The following is a 19,211-nucleotide window of genomic DNA, read 5'->3' on the forward strand; positions in this document are numbered from 1 at the left end:
AGCACAGACACACCCAAGCGGGAATAGCTCAGTTGGTAGAGCACGACCTTGCCAAGGTCGGGGTCGCGAGTTCGAGTCTCGTTTCCCGCTCCAAATTCTTATCTCAATAAACATATCCACAACGAATTATCGCGTTGGGGCTGTTTTCTTTTGTCTTTGACATACTCTTGTAAACAGACTTATCCACAGGTTCGGATATTATTCCTGGAATGCAAAAAACTTAGCCGGGTGAATAGTATCTTTGTAATTAATTGAATACGTTGAATTAATTATCATTTCAAACTGTTAATGCGATCACTTGACGATTTTTTCCCTCTTGAATATCAATGTGTTTTTATTTTTATACACAAGCTGTGGATGACTTAAGCGTCACGTGGCAAGCCTTTTTCAATGACCCTGACCAGGCGCTGCTTCTTCGGCAGTTGCACTTCAACCACGCAGGCATTTCGCTTCTCAATTTGCTGCGCAATCGCCCATTCTATGTGCTCATCGAGAAGTGGGTGCTCACCTCGGCGATTTTCCAGCGCATTGATAACAGCCCCATCCCAGGGGGCATTACCCAGCGCGACGGCGATATTTCGTAGCCAGCGCAAGTGACCAATACGACGAATGGCAGAACCTTCTGTGACTTTTAAAAACCACGCTTCGCTCCAGCTAAACAGTTCAATTAACTCTGGGGCGTGGAGTTGTTTGCGTGGGCTAAAGTCGTCTTCTACGGTTAACTGCGAATAGCGATTCCAGGGACAAATGAGCTGGCAGTCATCGCAGCCATAGATCCTATTTCCCAGCAGTGGGCGAAATTCTTGCGGAATTGCACCCTCCAGCTCAATGGTGAGATAAGAAATGCAGCGACGGGCATCTACGGTGTACGGCTCAACGATCGCACCAGTCGGGCAGATGGTCATGCAGGCGACACACTTCCCACATCCTTCTTCTGCTGGCAGATCCACTGGCAAAGGTAAATCAACCAGTAACTCACCCAGAAAGAAAAGTGAACCGGCTTCACGGTTAAGGATAAGTGAGTGCTTACCTGTCCATCCAAGCCCGGCTTTTTCCGCCAGTGGACGCTCAAGAATAGGCGCAGAATCAACAAAAGGTCTAAAATTCAGCGAAACACAGTGTTGCTGAATCATCTCTCCCAGTTTTTTTAAGCGGTTACGCAGTAGTTTATGGTAGTCACGCCCCAGTGCGTATCGACTGACGTAGCCCAGGGTCGGATTCTTTAAGGTGCTGGCAAAGGCCGCGTTGGCAGGGAGATAGTTCATTCGTACGCTAATGACGCGTAAAGTCCCGGGCAATAACTCCTGGGGACGAGCACGCATCATGCCGTGACGGGCCATCCAGTCCATCTCGCCGTGATAGTGTTTATCCAGCCATGCCTGCAGTTTGGGTTCGGCTTCGCTAAGGTTGGTATCGGCAATACCGACCTGCTGAAAGCCAAGTTCCAGCCCCCACTGCTTAATATTTTGCGCTAACTGATTGAGATCGAGGGGCTCTGACATGACGGACCATACAATGAAGAAAAACCCCGCAAGTATACCACACTCCATCTGGCACGCCGATGACATCAAGAGAGCGGAACGTGAGGCAGCAGACAGTCTTGGGCTGACTCTTTATGAACTGATGCTACGAGCGGGAGAGGCAACATTTAAGGTTACCTGCGACGCGTACCCGGACTCCCGGCACTGGCTGGTGCTCTGTGGCCACGGAAATAATGGTGGGGATGGCTATGTGGTCGCAAGGCTTGCCAAAGCGGTGGGTATTAACGTCACGTTACTGGCGCAGGAGAGTGACAAGCCTCTCCCTGAAGAGGCGCAGCAGGCGCGTGACGCCTGGCTGAATGCAGGGGGCGTTATCCATGCTCCAGATATTATCTGGCCGGAAAAGGTGGATGTCATTATTGATGGGCTGCTCGGTACCGGCTTACAACATGCACCGCGCGCCCCTCTGGCTGCATTGATCGAATTGGCTAATTCGCACCCTGCTCCCGTGGTGGCGATAGATATTCCGTCCGGTCTGCTGGCGCAGACAGGAGCGACGCCAGGTGCGGTGATGAGTGCCGCGCATACCGTCACTTTTATTGCGTTAAAACCGGGACTGTTAACCGGTAAAGCGCGTGATGTCACTGGGCATCTTCATTTTAATGCTCTTGGGCTGGAGACCTGGCTTGCAGGGCAGGAAGTGCCTGTTCAGCGTTTTGATGCTTCGCAACTTGCCCACTGGTTAACGCCGCGCCGACCGACATCGCATAAAGGCTCCCATGGGCGACTGGTGATTATTGGTGGCGACCATGGCACTGCTGGTGCAATACGTATGGCCGGTGAAGCCGCACTTCGCGCAGGTGCTGGGCTGGTTAAAGTTCTGACCCGCAGCGAAAACATTGCGCCAATCCTGACTGCCCGTCCGGAGTTGATGGTGGATACGCTAACGCCGCATGCGCTGGAGGAAAATCTGGAATGGGCGGATGTGGTGGTCATTGGTCCTGGGCTTGGGCAGCAGGAGTGGGGCAAAAAAGCGCTGCAAAAAGTGGAGAATTTTCGTAAACCAATGCTCTGGGACGCTGATGCGCTTAACCTGCTGGCAATCAACCCCGATAAACGTCACAATCGCGTGATCACGCCGCATCCAGGTGAGGCCGCGCGACTACTGGGCTGTTCCATAGCAGAAATTGAAGACGATCGCTTACTTTCTGCACAACGTCTGGTAAAACGGTACGGAGGTGTAGTGGTGCTGAAAGGTGCGGGTACGGTTGTGGCCTCCGAACAAAATGCGTTGGGTATTATTGATGCCGGCAATGCAGGAATGGCCAGCGGCGGTATGGGCGATGTGCTCTCCGGTATTATTGGTGCATTGCTCGGACAGAAGCTTACCCCGTATGATGCAGCGTGTGCAGGATGTGTCGCGCACGGTGCGGCGGCGGATGTGCTGGCAGCGCGTTTTGGAACTCGCGGCATGCTGGCGACAGATCTCTTTACCACGCTACAGCGTATTGTTAACCCTGATGTGATTGACGTTTATCATGATGAATCGAGTAATTCCGCTACCTGATGAACAGGCGACTTTAGACCTGGGACTGCGGGTAGCCAACGCCTGTGACGGCGCAACTGTTATTTATTTGTACGGCGATCTGGGTGCGGGTAAAACCACCTTTAGCCGGGGATTCCTGCAGGCGTTGGGTCACAAAGGCAATGTAAAAAGCCCCACCTACACACTGGTTGAACCCTATTCACTCGATAACCTGATGGTGTATCACTTCGATCTGTATCGACTTGCGGACCCGGAAGAATTGGAGTTTATGGGGATCCGAGATTATTTTGCCAATGATGCAATTTGCCTGGTGGAATGGCCGCAACAAGGTAAAGGTGTGCTTCCTGACCCGGACGTCGAAATACACATTGAGTACCAGGCGCAAGGTCGGGAGGCGCGCGTAAGTGCCGTCTCCTCATCGGGTGATTTATTGCTGGCGCGTTTAGCCGATTAATCTTAAGGGTGGCGGGATGATTTATCGCATCAGAAACTGGCTGATGGCAACCCTGGTCCTGCTGTGCGCGCAGGCAGGGGCCGCCAGCCTCTCGGATCTTCAGGTTTCCAACGGCGACCAACAGGCGCGGATCACGTTAAGTTTTATTGGCGATCCTGAATACAGCGTATCGCAGGACGGGAAACGAACTGTCGCGCTGGATATCAAACAATCCGGTGTGATTCAGGGATTACCGCTGCTGTTTAGTGGCAATAATCTGGTGAAGGCGATCCGCTCCGGCACGCCGAATGACGCGCAGTCTCTGCGGCTGGTCGTCGATTTAACCGAAAACGGGAAAGCTGAAGCCGTGAAACGGCAAAACGGTGGTAACTATACTGTCGTGTTTACGATCAAAGCCGATGCTCCACCGCCTCCACCTCCACCAGTGGTCGTGAAGCGTGTTGAAGCGCCGGTTGTTGCCCCGCGTTCGGTTGAGCCTGCACGCAATCCGTTTAAAACGGAAAGCAATCGTACAACTGCCGTGACCAACAGCAATACGGTCACGCGACCTGCCGCCCGGGCGACCAACAACAATGGCGATAAAGTCGTTATCGCTATCGATGCAGGACACGGTGGGCAAGATCCCGGCGCTATCGGGCCTGGCGGTACGCGGGAGAAAAACGTCACTATCGCGGTTGCGCGTAAGCTGCGTAGCTTGCTGAATGACGACCCGATGTTTAAAGGCGTGCTTACCCGTGATGGCGATTACTTCATTTCGGTGATGGGGCGTTCTGACGTCGCTCGTAAACAAAATGCCAATTTCCTGGTCTCTATTCATGCGGATGCTGCACCAAACCGGGATGCCACCGGCGCTTCCGTGTGGGTACTGTCAAACCGTCGTGCCAACAGTGAAATGGCCGGCTGGCTGGAACAGCATGAGAAGCAATCTGAGCTGTTGGGTGGTGCGGGGGATGTGCTGGCAAACAGTCAGTCCGATCCGTACTTAAGCCAGGCGGTGCTGGACCTGCAGTTCGGTCATTCACAGCGTGTAGGGTATGATGTGGCGACCAGTATGATCGGCCAGTTAGAGCGTATTGGTTCGATGCACAAACGTCGACCAGAGCACGCCAGCCTTGGCGTATTACGCTCGCCTGATATCCCGTCAGTACTGGTTGAAACCGGTTTTATCAGTAACAACAGTGAAGAGCGCCTGCTGGCGAGCGATGATTATCAGCAGCAACTGGCAGAGGCGATTTATAAAGGGTTGCGTAACTACTTCCTGGCGCACCCTATGCAAACGGGGCCGCAGGGCGCACCGTCACAAACAGCCAGCGCTGTATCGCCGGGTGATACGTTAACAAATTAAGGATTAGCCATGCCGATTCAGGTTCTACCGCCACAGCTGGCGAACCAGATTGCCGCAGGTGAGGTGGTAGAACGGCCTGCGTCGGTAGTAAAAGAACTGGTGGAAAACAGCCTTGATGCGGGTGCTACACGTATTGATATTGATATCGAACGCGGTGGTGCAAAGCTTATCCGTATTCGTGACAATGGCTGTGGTATCAAAAAAGACGAGCTGGCGCTGGCGCTGGCTCGCCATGCCACCAGTAAAATAGCCTCACTTGACGATCTCGAGGCTATCGTTAGTCTCGGGTTTCGCGGGGAGGCGCTGGCAAGTATCAGCTCTGTCTCACGTTTAACCCTGACGTCCCGTACACAAGAACAACCCGAAGCCTGGCAGGCGTATGCTGAAGGGCGCGATATGGACGTGACGGTTAAACCTGCTGCGCATCCGGTGGGTACTACGCTGGAAGTGCTGGATTTGTTCTACAACACGCCAGCGCGGCGCAAGTTCATGCGCACCGAGAAAACCGAGTTTAATCATATTGACGAAATCATCCGACGCATTGCGCTGGCGCGTTTTGACGTGACGATTAATTTGTCACACAACGGTAAAATAATGCGCCAGTACCGCGCGGTGACAGCCGATGGGCAAAAAGAGCGTCGACTGGGCGCTATTTGTGGTACGCCATTTCTGGAGCAGGCGCTGGCTATTGAGTGGCAGCATGGCGATTTGACGTTGCGGGGCTGGGTAGCTGACCCGAATCACACCACTGCGGCATTGGCAGAAATTCAGTACTGCTACGTGAATGGTCGTATGATGCGTGACCGGCTGATTAACCACGCTATCCGCCAGGCCTGCGAAGACAAGTTAGGGGCCGATCAACAACCCGCATTTGTCTTGTATCTGGAAATTGACCCGCATCAGGTAGATGTAAATGTGCATCCTGCCAAACATGAAGTCCGCTTCCATCAGTCCCGCCTGGTGCATGATTTTATCTATCAGGGGGTGCTGAGCGTACTGCAACAACAGCTTGAAACATCGCTTCCGTTGGAGGGTGATGAAGATCCTCTACCAAGGCATATCCCGGAAAACCGGGTTGCGGCGGGACGTAATCACTTTGCAGAACCTGCGCCAGCACGTGAACCCACTACGCCGCGTTATTCCGTATCGGCAGGGAGTGGTGGCGGTCGTCAGGCATCTGCCAGTTGGCCGCATGCTCAGCCTGGGTATCAAAAGCAACAGGGTGAAGTTTACCAACAACTACTTCAGACACCTGCTCCGGTTCCAACGCACAAATCCGCTGTACCCAACGTGGCAGAGTCTTCTCTTGCCGGACACAGCCAAAGTTTTGGCCGAGTCCTGACAATCGTCGGTGCAGACTGCGCGTTACTCGAATGCGACGGACATATCCGGCTGTTGGCGCTACCGGTAGCTGAACGTTGGTTGCGTCAGGCGCAGTTGACGCCGGGACAGGGACCTGTTTGTGCTCAGCCATTGCTGATCCCGTTGCGTTTGAAAGTGACCGCAGATGAAAAGGCGGCTTTGCAAAAAGCGCAAAGCCAGTTGGCGGATTTGGGCATTGAATTTCAGTTGGATGCGCAGCATGTGACCATCCGAGCAGTGCCTTTACCCTTACGCCAACAAAATTTACAAATCTTGATTCCTGAACTGATAGGCTACCTGGCGCAGCAGTCCGTATTCGAACATGGCAACATTGCACAGTGGATTGCGCGTAACCTGATGAGTGAACATCCGCAGTGGAGCATGGCTCAGGCTATTACGCTGTTGGCGGATGTTGAGCGGCTCTGTCCGCAGCTTGTGAAGGCGCCGCCGGGTGGTCTGTTACAACCTGTTGATTTACATTCGGTAATGAACGCCCTGAAACATGAGTGATATCAGTAAGGCGAGCCTGCCAAAGGCAATTTTTTTAATGGGGCCAACGGCCTCCGGTAAAACGGCATTAGCAATTGAATTGCGTAAAGTTTTGCCTGTAGAGTTGATAAGCGTTGATTCCGCCCTTATTTACAAGGGGATGGATATCGGTACCGCCAAGCCCGATGCTGAAGAGCTAAAGGCTGCACCGCACCGATTGCTGGATATTCGCGATCCGGCACAGGCGTATTCTGCTGCGGATTTTCGTCGCGATGCGCTAGCCGAGATGGCTGATATTACTGCAGCGGGGCGCATCCCGCTGTTAGTAGGCGGCACAATGTTATATTTCAAAGCCTTGCTTGAGGGATTGTCGCCGTTACCGTCGGCGGATCCGGAGGTCAGGGCCAGAATTGAACAGCAGGCGGCAGAGCTCGGGTGGGACGCGTTACATCGGCAGCTTCAGGAGATTGATCCTGTTGCCGCAGCGCGGATTCATCCAAATGATCCGCAAAGACTTTCCCGGGCACTGGAAGTTTTTTTCATTTCGGGTAAAACTTTAACGGAGCTGACGCAAACGTCAGGAGATGCTTTGCCGTATCAGGTGCATCAGTTTGCTATCGCCCCGGCGAGCCGTGAACTGCTCCATCAGCGAATTGAGCAGCGTTTTCATCAGATGTTAGCTTCAGGTTTTGAAGCAGAAGTCCGGGCGCTTTTTGCCCGAGGAGATTTGCATACGGATTTGCCTTCCATTCGTTGTGTTGGGTATCGCCAGATGTGGTCATACATTGAAGGTGAAATCTCATATGATGAAATGGTTTATAGAGGTGTTTGCGCCACGAGGCAGTTGGCGAAGCGGCAGGTAACCTGGTTGCGTGGTTGGGATGGGGTGCACTGGCTTGACAGTGAAAAGCCTGACCAGGCGCGAAACGAAGTATTACAGGTTGTTGGTGCTATCGCGAACTGAATGTGTACAATTGAAACGTATCGTGCGCAATTTTTCAGAATCGAAAGGTTCAAAGTACAAATAAGCATATAAGGAAAAGAGAGAATGGCTAAGGGGCAATCTTTACAAGATCCGTTCCTGAACGCACTGCGTCGGGAACGTGTTCCAGTTTCTATTTATTTGGTGAATGGTATTAAGCTGCAAGGTCAAATCGAGTCTTTTGATCAGTTCGTGATCCTGTTGAAAAACACGGTCAGCCAGATGGTTTATAAGCACGCGATTTCTACTGTTGTCCCGTCTCGCCCGGTTTCTCATCACAGCAATAACGCCACCGGCGGCACCAGCAGTAACTACCATCACGGTAGCAACGCGCAGGGTTCATCTGCGCAACAGGACAGCGAAGAAACCGAATAAGGTTTTGGCTGTTTTACACACGGGGAGCCAGAGATCCTGCGTTCCCCGTTGATATATATTAAGGGGTTGACGCTTGTTTGACCGTTATGATGCCGGTGAGCAGGCGGTACTGGTACACATCTATTTTTCGCAAGACAAAGATATGGAAGACCTCCAGGAGTTTGAATCTCTGGTTTCTTCCGCCGGTGTCGAAGCAATGCAGGTGATTACCGGGAGCCGTAAAGCACCGCACCCGAAGTTTTTTGTTGGTGAAGGTAAGGCAATCGAAATTGCGGAAGCCGTGAAAGCGACAGGCGCTGCGGTGGTGATTTTTGATCATGCTCTAAGCCCTGCCCAGGAACGTAACCTGGAACAGTTATGCCAGTGTCTTGTCATCGACAGGACTGGCCTCATTTTAGATATTTTTGCCCAGCGTGCACGTACCCATGAGGGTAAGTTGCAGGTTGAACTGGCGCAGTTGCGTCATATGGCTACACGCCTGGTCCGTGGCTGGACTCACCTTGAAAGGCAAAAGGGCGGTATTGGTTTGCGTGGTCCGGGTGAAACCCAGCTCGAAACCGACCGTCGTTTGCTGCGTAATCGCATTTTGCAGATACAGTCGCGCCTGGAAAAAGTTGAAAAGCAACGTGAGCAGGGGCGGCAATCGCGCAAGAAAGCGGATGTCCCAACCGTCTCACTGGTGGGATATACCAACGCCGGAAAATCCACCTTGTTCAACCAGATAACCGAAGCCCGGGTCTACGCAGCAGATCAACTGTTTGCGACCCTGGATCCTACACTACGTCGTATAGACGTAGCGGATGTCGGTGAAACTGTGCTGGCGGATACCGTCGGGTTTATCCGTCATTTGCCGCACGACCTGGTGGCGGCGTTTAAAGCCACCTTGCAGGAGACGCGTCAGGCGACATTGCTGCTGCACGTTATTGATGCGGCAGATTTCCGTGTGCAGGAAAATATTCAGGCTGTGGATACGGTTCTCGAAGAGATCGACGCGCACGAGATCCCGACCCTGCTGGTGATGAATAAAATCGATATGCTGGATGATTTTGAACCGCGTATCGACAGAGATGAAGAGAATAAACCAATCCGCGTTTGGGTTTCTGCGCAAACTGGCATTGGTATACCACAACTTTTTCAGGCTTTGACAGAGCGGCTTTCCGGTGAGGTTGCGCAGCATACGTTGCGTTTACCGCCGCAGGAAGGGCGTCTGAGAAGCCGGTTTTACCAACTTCAGGCAATAGAAAAAGAGTGGATGGAGGAGGATGGCAGCGTAGGTCTGCAAGTTCGTATGCCGATCGTTGACTGGCGTCGCCTCTGTAAACAAGAACCGACCCTGGCAGATTACATCGTCTGACCGGGAGGAAATGCCTGGGGATTTTTTGCCCAATACTCATCGAATTTTGGGTTGCAGGAAGGCGGTAACGCTCCTGTAGTGCAAAAAACGGGGTATATCACCGCATAACAAATATGGAGCACAAACATGGCGTGGAATCAGCCCGGTAATAACGGACAAGACCGCGACCCCTGGGGAAGCAGCAAACCTGGCGGCAACCCTGAGGGAAATGGAAACAAAGGTGGTCGTGAGCAGGGACCTCCCGATCTTGATGATATCTTCCGCAAACTGAGTAAAAAACTCGGTGGTCTGGGTGGCGGTAAAGGTACAGGTTCTGGTGGCGGTAGTTCATCGCAAGGCCCGCGTCCACAACTGGGAGGACGGGTCTTTACTATCGCAGCAGCGGCAATTGTCATTATCTGGGCAGCCAGCGGTTTCTATACCATTAAAGAAGCGGAGCGCGGCGTGGTGACACGCTTCGGTAAATTCAGCCATCTGGTTGAGCCGGGTCTGAACTGGAAACCGACATTTATCGACGAAGTTACTCCGGTAAACGTCGAAGCTGTGCGTGAGCTTGCTGCATCCGGCGTGATGCTGACATCTGACGAAAACGTCGTGCGCGTTGAAATGAACGTGCAGTACCGTGTTACCGATCCGCAGCGTTACCTGTTTAGCGTAACCAGTGCTGATGACAGTCTGCGCCAGGCTACCGACAGCGCCTTACGTGGGGTTATCGGTAAATACACCATGGATCGTATTCTGACCGAAGGGCGTACTGTTATTCGTAGCGACACCCAGCGTGAACTGGAAGAGACCATCCGTCCATACAACATGGGTATTACTCTGCTGGACGTCAACTTCCAGGCTGCACGTCCGCCGGAAGAGGTGAAAGCCGCGTTTGACGATGCCATCGCAGCACGTGAAAACGAGCAGCAATACATCCGTGAAGCTGAAGCGTACACCAACGAAGTTCAGCCACGCGCAAATGGTCAGGCGCAGCGTATTCTTGAAGAAGCGCGTGCATATAAAACGCGAACCATCCTGGAAGCACAGGGTGAAGTGGCTCGCTTTGCAAAAATTCTGCCGGAATATAAAGCCGCACCGCAAATTACTCGCGAGCGTCTGTATATTGAAACCATGGAAAAAGTGCTGAGCCATACCCGCAAAGTACTGGTTAACGATAAGGGCGGCAATCTGATGGTTCTGCCGTTAGATCAGATGCTTAAAGGCGGAAATGCGCCAGCAGCAAAATCTGACAGCAGCTCAAACCTGTTGCGTCTGCCACCGGCATCAACCTCCAGTACTGGAGCAAGCAGCACTTCGTCCACCAGTCAGGGTGATATTATGGACCAACGCCGCGCGAACGCGCAGCGTAACGACTACCAGCGTCAGGGGGAATAACGATGCGTAAGTCAGTTATTGCGATTATTATCATCGTTCTGGTAGTTCTGTTCATGTCTGTCTTTGTCGTCAAAGAAGGCGAGCGCGGTATTACGCTGCGCTTTGGTAAAGTTCTGCGCGACGATGACAACAAGCCGCTGGTTTTTGCACCGGGTTTGCACTTTAAGATCCCGTTTATTGAATCAGTGAAAATGCTTGATGCGCGTATTCAGACCATGGACAACCAGGCCGATCGCTTTGTTACCAAAGAGAAGAAAGACCTGATCGTTGACTCCTACATTAAATGGCGTATCAGCGATTTTAGCCGTTACTACCTGGCAACGGGCGGTGGTGATGTTTCTCAGGCAGAAGTTCTGTTGAAACGTAAGTTCTCTGACCGTCTGCGTTCTGAAATCGGTCGTCTGGATGTAAAAGACATCGTTACCGATTCTCGTGGTCGTCTGACCCTGGAAGTCCGTGACGCGCTGAACTCCGGATCTGCTGGCACGGAAGATGAAGTAGCGACCCCTGCGGCGGATAGTGCAATTGCCGAAGCAGCTGAACGTGTTCAGGCTGAAACGAACGGTAAAGTACCGGTCATCAACCCGAACAGTATGGCGGCGTTGGGTATCGAAGTGGTCGACGTGCGTATCAAGCAAATCAACCTGCCGGCCGAAGTGTCCGAGGCTATCTACAACCGTATGCGCGCTGAGCGTGAAGCGGTAGCGCGTCGCCATCGTTCACAAGGTCAGGAAGAAGCGGAAAAACTGCGCGCAACAGCGGACTATGAAGTTACTAAAACGCTGGCAGAATCTGAGCGCCAGGGCCGTATTATGCGTGGTGAAGGTGATGCGGAGGCCGCTAAACTGTTTGCCGACGCATTTAGTCAGGATCCTGACTTCTACGCCTTCATCCGTAGCCTGCGTGCTTACGAGAAGAGCTTCGAAGGTAATCAGGACGTGATGATTATGAGTCCGGACAGCGATTTCTTCCGTTACATGAAGACACCGAATTCCGCGACACGCTAAAATAGCCCAGCGGTTTTAGACCAGTAAAACCACCGGCGTCCTCAGGGATGCGGTGGTTTTCTTTTTATATAAGGACAGCGGATGAACTCAACAATTTTGCTGGCGCTCGCGCTGGTTTTGGTGCTGGAAGGTCTTGGTCCGATGCTGTATCCCAGTGCCTGGAAGAAAATGATCTCTGCGATGGCACAACTGCCGGAAAATATTTTACGTCGTTTTGGCGGCGGTCTTGTGGTTGCGGGCGTTGTGGTCTACTACATGTTGAGGAAAACGATTGGCTGATTAATAAGTAGACTAATTTACGAATTTTTGGATGCAAAAAGTGCTGTATATCTGAAAAAGCGGTGGTAGAATCCATTTTTAAGCAAACGGTGATTTTGAAAAATGGGTAACAACGTCGTCGTACTGGGCACCCAATGGGGTGACGAAGGTAAAGGGAAGATCGTCGATCTTCTGACTGAACGGGCTAAATATGTTGTGCGCTACCAGGGTGGTCACAACGCAGGCCATACTCTCGTAATCAACGGTGAAAAAACCGTCCTCCATCTTATTCCATCAGGTATTCTTCGCGAGAATGTCATCAGCATCATCGGTAACGGTGTTGTGCTGTCTCCGTCCGCGCTGATGAAAGAGATGAAAGGACTGGAAGATCGTGGTATCCCTGTCCGTGAGCGCCTGCTGCTGTCTGAAGCTTGTCCTCTGATCCTTGATTATCATGTCGCGTTGGATAACGCACGTGAGAAAGCGCGTGGCGCGAAAGCGATCGGCACCACCGGTCGTGGCATCGGTCCGGCTTATGAAGACAAAGTAGCTCGTCGCGGTCTGCGCGTTGGCGATCTGTTTGATAAAGCAACCTTCGCTGAAAAACTGAAAGAAGTGATGGAATATCACAACTTCCAGCTGGTGAATTTCTATAAAGTTGAAGCAGTTGACTACCAAAAAGTGCTGGATGATGTGATGGCGATTGCCGACATCCTGACCTCTATGGTTGTTGATGTTTCCGATCTGCTGGACCAGGCGCGTAAACGTGGCGATTTTGTCATGTTCGAAGGTGCGCAGGGTACACTGCTGGATATCGACCATGGTACCTATCCGTACGTAACCTCCTCCAACACCACTGCTGGTGGCGTGGCAACTGGCTCCGGCCTGGGCCCACGTTATGTGGACTACGTGCTGGGTATCATTAAAGCCTACTCTACTCGTGTAGGTGCAGGTCCGTTCCCGACTGAACTGTTTGATGATGTCGGCGAGTTCCTGTGCAAGCAGGGTAACGAATATGGCGCGACCACGGGTCGTCGTCGTCGTACCGGCTGGCTGGACTCCGTTGCTGTGCGTCGCGCAGTACAGATTAACTCCCTGTCTGGCTTCTGCCTGACCAAACTGGACGTACTGGACGGTTTGAAAGAGGTGAAAATCTGTGTGGCGTACCGTATGCCGGATGGACGTGAAGTCACGACAACCCCGCTGGCAGCAGACGACTGGAAAGGTATCGAGCCGATTTACGAAACCATGCCTGGCTGGTCTGAATCTACCTTTGGTGTGAAAGAACGTAGTGGTCTGCCGCAGGCTGCTCTGAACTACATCAAGCGTATTGAAGAACTGACCGGTGTACCAATTGATATTATCTCAACTGGTCCAGACCGTACTGAAACTATGATCCTGCGCGACCCGTTCGACGCATAATTATGGTTGTTGCATAGCGCCTGTGGCGCTATGCTTGTCGGGCCTACAGTGAGTGGGCATTTGTAGGCCGGATAAGGCGTTTTACGCTGGTATCCGGCTTAAAATCTTGTAAGTTCCTCGCTTTTTTCCTTCCCGAACTGAAATAAATTAGCGACCTGGCTGGTGGCTGGTTTATCATCAATATAATTAATACTACCAGGCTTATCCGTTTTCCCTTTTTCCTGAGGTTGATGTGCAGTTAACAAGTTTCACCGATTACGGATTACGTGCGCTAATCTACATGGCGTCGCTTCCCGAAGGACGTATGACCAGTATTTCTGAGGTGACAGAAGTCTACGGCGTGTCCCGTAATCATATGGTCAAAATAATCAATCAACTTAGCCGGGCGGGCTTCGTTACTGCTATTCGAGGAAAAAACGGCGGTATCCGCTTGGGCAAACCAGCTAAGGCTATTGGTATTGGCGATGTGGTTCGCGAGCTGGAACCTTTATCGCTGGTCAACTGTAGCAGCGAGTTTTGCCACATAACCCCTGCCTGTCGACTCAAACAGGCGCTTTCTAAAGCAGTGCAAAGTTTTCTGACGGAACTGGACAACTACACACTTGCCGATTTGGTTGAAAATAATCAACCGCTTTATAAATTATTGCTGGTGGAGTGACGAAAATCTTCATCAGAGATGACAACGGAGGAACCGAGATGTCACATGATCCTTTCCAGGAACGCGAAGCTGAAAAATACGCGAACCCTATCCCGAGCCGGGAATTTATCCTCGAACATTTAACCAAACGTGAAAAACCGGCCAACCGCGATGAGCTGGCTGTTGAACTCAACATTGAAGGTGAAGAGCAGTTAGAAGCGCTACGTCGCCGTCTGCGCGCTATGGAGCGTGATGGGCAACTGGTCTTCACTCGCCGTCAGTGCTATGCGCTGCCGGAACGTCTTGACCTGCTGAAAGGTACCGTTATTGGCCACCGTGATGGCTACGGCTTTCTGCGCGTTGAAGGACGTAAAGACGACCTGTACCTCTCCAGCGAACAGATGAAAACCTGCATCCATGGCGATCAGGTTCTGGCACAGCCGCTGGGCGCGGATCGTAAAGGCCGTCGCGAGGCACGTATTGTGCGCATACTGGTGCCAAAAACCAGCCAGATTGTCGGTCGCTACTTCACCGACGCCGGCGTAGGGTTTGTGGTACCAGATGATAGCCGCCTGAGCTTCGATATCCTTATCCCACCTGAAGAGGTAATGGGCGCCCGCATGGGATTTGTGGTAGTGGTTGAACTTACCCAGCGCCCAACCCGACGCACCAAAGCGGTAGGTAAAATTGTTGAAGTGTTGGGCGATAACATGGGCACTAGCATGGCCGTTGATATGGCTTTGCGTACTCATGAAATCCCTTATATCTGGCCGCAGGCGGTAGAGAAGCAGGTCGCCGGGCTTAAAGAGGAAGTACCGGAAGAGGCCAAAATTGGCCGTGTTGACCTGCGTGATTTACCGCTGGTGACAATTGACGGTGAAGATGCGCGTGACTTCGATGATGCCGTTTATTGTGAGAAGAAACGCGGTGGCGGCTGGCGTTTATGGGTGGCTATCGCTGACGTAAGCTATTATGTTCGACCACCAACACCGCTGGACCAGGAAGCTCGCAATCGTGGTACGTCCGTCTACTTCCCGTCGCAGGTTGTACCGATGCTGCCGGAAGTGCTTTCCAATGGCTTGTGTTCGCTGAACCCGCAGGTGGATCGTCTGTGCATGGTGTGCGAAATGACCATTTCGTCGAAAGGTCGTTTAACCAGCTTTAAATTCTACGAAGCGGTAATGAGCTCCCATGCTCGTTTGACCTACACCAAAGTCTGGCACATGCTGCAGGGCGATCAGGAGCTGCGTGAGCAATACGCGCCGCTGGTTAAACACATTGAAGAGCTGCACAATCTGTACAAAGTGCTGGATAAAGCCCGTGAAGAACGTGGCGGTATCTCGTTTGAAAGTGAAGAAGCCAAATTTATCTTCAACGCTGAACGCCGCATTGAACGTATTGAACAGACCCAGCGTAATGACGCGCACAAACTGATTGAAGAGTGCATGATTATGGCTAACATCTCAGCGGCACGATTCGTTGAGAAAGCCAAAGAGCCTGCACTGTTCCGTATCCACGACAAGCCGACCACTGAAGCAATCACCTCCTTCCGTTCCGTACTGGCAGAGCTGGGACTGGAACTGCCTGGTGGTAACAAACCAGAGCCACGTGATTATGCCGAGTTGCTGGAATCAATTGCCGACAGACCTGACGCGGAAATGCTGCAAACTATGCTGCTGCGTTCAATGAAGCAGGCAATTTACGATCCAGAAAACCGCGGGCACTTTGGTCTGGCGCTGCAGTCTTATGCACACTTTACCTCACCGATTCGTCGCTATCCGGATCTGTCTTTGCACCGTGCAATTAAGTATTTGCTGGCACAGGAGCAGGGCCACAAAGGTAACACCACGGAAACGGGGGGCTACCATTATTCGATGGAAGAGATGTTGCAACTGGGCCAGCACTGTTCCATGGCGGAGCGCCGCGCTGACGAAGCTACGCGGGACGTTTCTGACTGGCTGAAGTGCGACTTTATGCTGGATCAGGTCGGTAATGTCTTTAAAGGCGTGATTGCCAGCGTGACCGGTTTTGGTTTCTTTGTTCGTCTTGATGAGCTGTTTATTGACGGTCTGGTGCATGTCTCCTCACTGGATAATGACTATTACCGCTTTGATCAGGTTGGACAACGCCTGACGGGGGAATCCAGCGGTCAGATGTATCGCCTGGGCGATCGTGTGGAAGTTCGTGTGGAAGCCGTCAACATGGACGAGCGTAAAATCGACTTTAGCCTGATCTCCAGTGAACGCGCACCGCGTAATGAGGGTAAAACCGCGCGCGAAAAAGCGAAAAAAGGTGATGCAGGTAAAAACACCGGCAGACGTCGTCAGATGGGCAAAAAGGTGAATTTCGAGCCGGATAGTGCTTTCCGTGGCGAGAAGAAAGGCAGAGCTAAACCTCAGGCGGATAAAAAAGCGACTGAGAAAAAAGGCGACAAAAAAGCGAAAAAGCCATCGGCGAAAACGCTTAAAATCGCTGCTGCCACCAAAGCTAAACGCGCGGCGAAAAAGAAAGTCGCGGAATAACGGCCATAAACCGTAAGCCGGGTGAGCTAAGTACTGCCCGGCATTACACATAAACTATTAACGAGTACATTCATGAGTGAAATGATTTACGGCATCCATGCGGTGCAGGCTCTGCTGGAGCGTGCGCCTGAGCGCTTTCAGGACGTCTTTATTCTCAAAGGTCGTGAAGATAAACGCCTGCTGCCGCTGATCCATGCTCTGGAAGCGCAGGGCGTTGTCATCCAGTTGGCTAACCGCCAGTTTCTGGATGAGAAAAGTGAGGGTGCGGTACATCAGGGTATTATTGCCCGCGTGAAGCCGGGCCGCCAGTATCAGGAAAACGATCTGCCGGATCTGATCGCCTCACTCGATCAGCCGTTTTTTTTGATCCTGGATGGCGTTACCGATCCGCATAACCTGGGCGCTTGCTTGCGAAGCGCAGACGCGGCTGGTGTGCATGCTGTTATCGTCCCGAAAGATCGTTCTGCGCAGTTGAATGCGACGGCGAAAAAAGTCGCCTGTGGCGCGGCAGAAAGCGTGCCACTGATCCGTGTGACCAACCTGGCGCGCACGATGCGTATGCTGCAGGAAGAGAACATCTGGATTGTTGGGACGGCAGGTGAAGCTGACCACACTCTGTATCAGAGCAAAATGACTGGCCGCCTGGCGCTGGTCATGGGAGCTGAAGGTGAAGGTATGCGTCGTCTGACTCGTGAACACTGTGATGAGCTGATCAGTATTCCGATGGCTGGTAGCGTCTCATCGTTGAACGTCTCCGTTGCAACGGGGATCTGCCTGTTTGAGGCCGTTCGTCAGCGCGGGTAACTGAGCTCTCCATTTCCATCAAGCCATCCTCCGGGATGGCTTTTTTGTGACCGCTATCCCAGGCACCCTCTTCTGTGAGTGACCATACTTATGGTCACTGCCATTGACGGAGGGAAACACAATGCACTGGCAAACGCATACCGTTTTTAACCAACCTGTACCGCTCAATAACAGCAATTTATACCTGTCCGATGGTGCACTGTGTGAAGCGGTGAATCGTGAGGGGGCTGGCTGGGACAGCGATCTTCTTGCCAGTATTGGCCAGCAATTAGGAACGGCGGAATCGCTCGAACTGGGACGGTTGGCCAACGCTTATCCGCCAGAACTATTGCGATACGATCCGCAGGGGCAGCGACTGGATGACGTGCGTTTTCATCCCGCCTGGCATTTACTGATGCAGGGGCTGTGTGCCAACCGGGTACATAATCTTGCCTGGGAAGAAGATGCAAGACAGGGGGCATTTGTTGCCCGGGCCGCACGTTTTATGTTGCATGCGCAGGTGGAGGCAGGCACGTTATGCCCTGTTACCATGACGTTTGCCGCCACGCCGCTGTTACTTGATATGTTACCTCCACAATTTCATGACTGGTTCACACCGCTATGCAGCGATCGTTATGATTCACATCTGCTGCCCGGCGGGAAAAAGCGCGGTCTGCTGATTGGCATGGGAATGACGGAGAAACAGGGGGGATCAGATGTGCTGAGCAATACCACTCAGGCAGACCGCCTTGAGGATGGCACGTATCGGCTAATTGGGCATAAATGGTTTTTCTCCGTACCGCAAAGCGATGCTCATCTGGTGCTGGCACAGGCTAAAGGAGGGTTGTCCTGCTTCTTTGTCCCGCGATTTTTACCTGATGGGCGGCGTAACGCTATCCGTCTTGAACGGCTGAAGGATAAGTTAGGCAACCGCTCTAACGCCAGCTGCGAAGTTGAATTTCAGGATGCGATTGGCTGGCTACTGGGTGAGGAGGGAGAAGGTGTTCGTCATATCCTGAAAATGGGCGGTATGACACGTTTTGACTGTGCGCTTGGTAGCCACAGTATGATGCGGCGCGCTTTTTCCGTGGCAATTTATCATGCGCATCAGCGGCAGGTATTTGGCAAACCACTGATTGAGCAGCCGATGATGCGACAGGTATTGAGCCGGATGGCTCTCCAGTTGGAAGGCCAAACAGCGTTGCTGTTTCGGCTGGCGCGAGCCTGGGATCGTCGCAACGATGTGAAAGAAGCTCTGTGGGCCAGATTATTTACGCCAGCGGCAAAGTTCGCCATCTGTAAAAGCGGTATGCCATTCGTTGCAGAGGCCATGGAAGTGCTTGGTGGCACGGGGTATTGTGAGGAGAGTGAACTGCCGCGTTTGTACCGCGAGATGCCGGTAAACAGTATCTGGGAAGGATCCGGGAACATTATGTGCCTCGATGTATTGCGAGTGTTAACGAAACAACCGGGTATGTACGATATGCTCAGTGAAGCTTTTGCTGAAGTAAAAGGGCAAGACCGACATTACGACAGAATGGTACGTCAGCTACAACAGCACTTACGTAAACCCAGTGAGGAGCTGGGACGGGAGATTACGCAGCAGCTTTTCCTGCTCGGCTGTGGGGCGCAGATGTTGCGCTATGCATCTCCGCCAGTGGCGCAGGCCTGGTGTCAGATGATGTTGGATACGCGTGGTGGTCGGCGTTTGTCTGAACAGGTGCAGAATGACTTGTTATTACGGGCTACGGGTGGCTTGTGTTAATGACTTGCCTGGCGGCTGTGCAGGAGGATCTTATCAGGCCTACACTCTT

16 protein-coding genes and 1 tRNA gene are annotated in these 19,211 nt (G+C 52.4%); 16 read left to right on the forward strand and 1 reads right to left on the reverse strand.

Features of this window, described 5'->3' with window-relative positions:
* Positions 1 to 17 precede the first annotated feature (17 nt).
* A tRNA-Gly gene (locus OH663_RS16175) sits at positions 18 to 93 on the forward strand.
* Positions 94 to 362: 269 nt separating this feature from the next.
* Here OH663_RS16175 and queG read toward each other — a convergent pair.
* On the reverse strand, positions 363 to 1,502 hold the full coding sequence (queG, locus tag OH663_RS16180) for a tRNA epoxyqueuosine(34) reductase QueG (RefSeq protein WP_200012431.1): 1,140 nt from the start codon (positions 1,500 to 1,502) through the stop codon (positions 363 to 365).
* On the opposite strand from queG, the gene nnr reads away from it, so the two are divergent.
* From nnr to OH663_RS16255, 15 genes are all read left to right on the forward strand, one after another.
* On the forward strand, positions 1,501 to 3,048 hold the full coding sequence (gene nnr, locus OH663_RS16185; RefSeq protein WP_048222332.1) for a bifunctional ADP-dependent NAD(P)H-hydrate dehydratase/NAD(P)H-hydrate epimerase: 1,548 nt from the start codon (positions 1,501 to 1,503) through the stop codon (positions 3,046 to 3,048). The genes queG and nnr overlap by 2 nt on opposite strands.
* On the forward strand, positions 3,020 to 3,481 hold the full coding sequence (tsaE, locus tag OH663_RS16190) for a tRNA (adenosine(37)-N6)-threonylcarbamoyltransferase complex ATPase subunit type 1 TsaE (RefSeq protein WP_045438937.1): 462 nt from the start codon (positions 3,020 to 3,022) through the stop codon (positions 3,479 to 3,481). The genes nnr and tsaE overlap by 29 nt, the downstream gene beginning before the upstream one ends.
* Positions 3,482 to 3,497: 16 nt before the next feature.
* Positions 3,498 to 4,826, forward strand: a complete 1,329-nt coding sequence (gene amiB / locus OH663_RS16195) for an N-acetylmuramoyl-L-alanine amidase AmiB (protein WP_136345328.1) — start codon at positions 3,498 to 3,500, stop codon at positions 4,824 to 4,826.
* Positions 4,827 to 4,835: 9 nt separating this feature from the next.
* Complete coding sequence (mutL, locus tag OH663_RS16200) at positions 4,836 to 6,698, forward strand: DNA mismatch repair endonuclease MutL (RefSeq protein ID WP_200012434.1); 1,863 nt, start codon at positions 4,836 to 4,838, stop codon at positions 6,696 to 6,698.
* Positions 6,691 to 7,641 (forward strand): tRNA (adenosine(37)-N6)-dimethylallyltransferase MiaA, encoded by a 951-nt coding sequence (gene miaA, locus OH663_RS16205; protein ID WP_048222323.1) that lies wholly within the window; start codon positions 6,691 to 6,693, stop codon positions 7,639 to 7,641. Before mutL ends, miaA begins: the two co-directional genes overlap by 8 nt.
* A gap of 84 nt (positions 7,642 to 7,725) precedes the next feature.
* The gene (gene hfq, locus OH663_RS16210; protein ID WP_045438949.1) at positions 7,726 to 8,034 is read left to right on the forward strand and encodes an RNA chaperone Hfq; all 309 of its coding nucleotides are present in this window, start codon (positions 7,726 to 7,728) and stop codon (positions 8,032 to 8,034) included.
* Between the two features lie 73 nt (positions 8,035 to 8,107).
* Positions 8,108 to 9,388 (forward strand): ribosome rescue GTPase HflX, encoded by a 1,281-nt coding sequence (hflX, locus tag OH663_RS16215; RefSeq protein WP_045438953.1) that lies wholly within the window; start codon positions 8,108 to 8,110, stop codon positions 9,386 to 9,388.
* Positions 9,389 to 9,514: 126 nt separating this feature from the next.
* A complete protein-coding gene (gene hflK, locus OH663_RS16220; RefSeq protein ID WP_048222322.1) occupies positions 9,515 to 10,768 on the forward strand; it encodes an FtsH protease activity modulator HflK in 1,254 nt (417 codons plus the stop codon).
* Positions 10,769 to 10,770: 2 nt separating this feature from the next.
* On the forward strand, positions 10,771 to 11,775 hold the full coding sequence (gene hflC / locus OH663_RS16225) for a protease modulator HflC (RefSeq protein WP_045438957.1): 1,005 nt from the start codon (positions 10,771 to 10,773) through the stop codon (positions 11,773 to 11,775).
* A gap of 81 nt (positions 11,776 to 11,856) precedes the next feature.
* Positions 11,857 to 12,054 carry a DUF2065 domain-containing protein gene (locus tag OH663_RS16230; protein ID WP_003025602.1) on the forward strand — a complete coding sequence of 66 codons (198 nt, stop codon included), beginning with the start codon at positions 11,857 to 11,859 and terminating at the stop codon, positions 12,052 to 12,054.
* A gap of 102 nt (positions 12,055 to 12,156) precedes the next feature.
* Positions 12,157 to 13,455, forward strand: coding sequence for an adenylosuccinate synthase (gene purA / locus OH663_RS16235; RefSeq protein ID WP_045438961.1), 1,299 nt, complete (start codon positions 12,157 to 12,159; stop codon positions 13,453 to 13,455).
* Positions 13,456 to 13,687: 232 nt separating this feature from the next.
* A complete protein-coding gene (gene nsrR / locus OH663_RS16240) occupies positions 13,688 to 14,113 on the forward strand; it encodes a nitric oxide-sensing transcriptional repressor NsrR (RefSeq protein WP_045438964.1) in 426 nt (141 codons plus the stop codon).
* A gap of 38 nt (positions 14,114 to 14,151) precedes the next feature.
* Positions 14,152 to 16,614 (forward strand): ribonuclease R, encoded by a 2,463-nt coding sequence (rnr, locus tag OH663_RS16245; protein WP_200012437.1) that lies wholly within the window; start codon positions 14,152 to 14,154, stop codon positions 16,612 to 16,614.
* A 72-nt stretch (positions 16,615 to 16,686) separates the two neighbouring features.
* Positions 16,687 to 17,418, forward strand: a complete 732-nt coding sequence (gene rlmB / locus OH663_RS16250; protein WP_045438969.1) for a 23S rRNA (guanosine(2251)-2'-O)-methyltransferase RlmB — start codon at positions 16,687 to 16,689, stop codon at positions 17,416 to 17,418.
* Positions 17,419 to 17,539: 121 nt separating this feature from the next.
* Positions 17,540 to 19,162, forward strand: a complete 1,623-nt coding sequence (locus tag OH663_RS16255; RefSeq protein WP_045438971.1) for an isovaleryl-CoA dehydrogenase — start codon at positions 17,540 to 17,542, stop codon at positions 19,160 to 19,162.
* Positions 19,163 to 19,211 lie beyond the last annotated feature (49 nt).

Source organism: Citrobacter sp. Marseille-Q5395 (assembly GCF_947057495.1).
GTDB lineage: Bacteria > Pseudomonadota > Gammaproteobacteria > Enterobacterales > Enterobacteriaceae > Citrobacter > Citrobacter murliniae.

Coding starts and splice junctions, on each gene's coding strand:
- queG (WP_200012431.1), bottom strand. CDS start 1,502: ATGTCAGAGCCCCTCGATCTCAATCAGTTAGCGCAAAATATTAAGCAG.
- purA (WP_045438961.1), top strand. CDS start 12,157: ATGGGTAACAACGTCGTCGTACTGGGCACCCAATGGGGTGACGAAGGT.
- amiB (WP_136345328.1), top strand. CDS start 3,498: ATGATTTATCGCATCAGAAACTGGCTGATGGCAACCCTGGTCCTGCTG.
- OH663_RS16255 (WP_045438971.1), top strand. CDS start 17,540: ATGCACTGGCAAACGCATACCGTTTTTAACCAACCTGTACCGCTCAAT.
- hfq (WP_045438949.1), top strand. CDS start 7,726: ATGGCTAAGGGGCAATCTTTACAAGATCCGTTCCTGAACGCACTGCGT.
- tsaE (WP_045438937.1), top strand. CDS start 3,020: ATGATGAATCGAGTAATTCCGCTACCTGATGAACAGGCGACTTTAGAC.
- hflC (WP_045438957.1), top strand. CDS start 10,771: ATGCGTAAGTCAGTTATTGCGATTATTATCATCGTTCTGGTAGTTCTG.
- miaA (WP_048222323.1), top strand. CDS start 6,691: ATGAGTGATATCAGTAAGGCGAGCCTGCCAAAGGCAATTTTTTTAATG.
- hflK (WP_048222322.1), top strand. CDS start 9,515: ATGGCGTGGAATCAGCCCGGTAATAACGGACAAGACCGCGACCCCTGG.
- rnr (WP_200012437.1), top strand. CDS start 14,152: ATGTCACATGATCCTTTCCAGGAACGCGAAGCTGAAAAATACGCGAAC.
- rlmB (WP_045438969.1), top strand. CDS start 16,687: ATGAGTGAAATGATTTACGGCATCCATGCGGTGCAGGCTCTGCTGGAG.
- nnr (WP_048222332.1), top strand. CDS start 1,501: ATGACGGACCATACAATGAAGAAAAACCCCGCAAGTATACCACACTCC.
- OH663_RS16230 (WP_003025602.1), top strand. CDS start 11,857: ATGAACTCAACAATTTTGCTGGCGCTCGCGCTGGTTTTGGTGCTGGAA.
- mutL (WP_200012434.1), top strand. CDS start 4,836: ATGCCGATTCAGGTTCTACCGCCACAGCTGGCGAACCAGATTGCCGCA.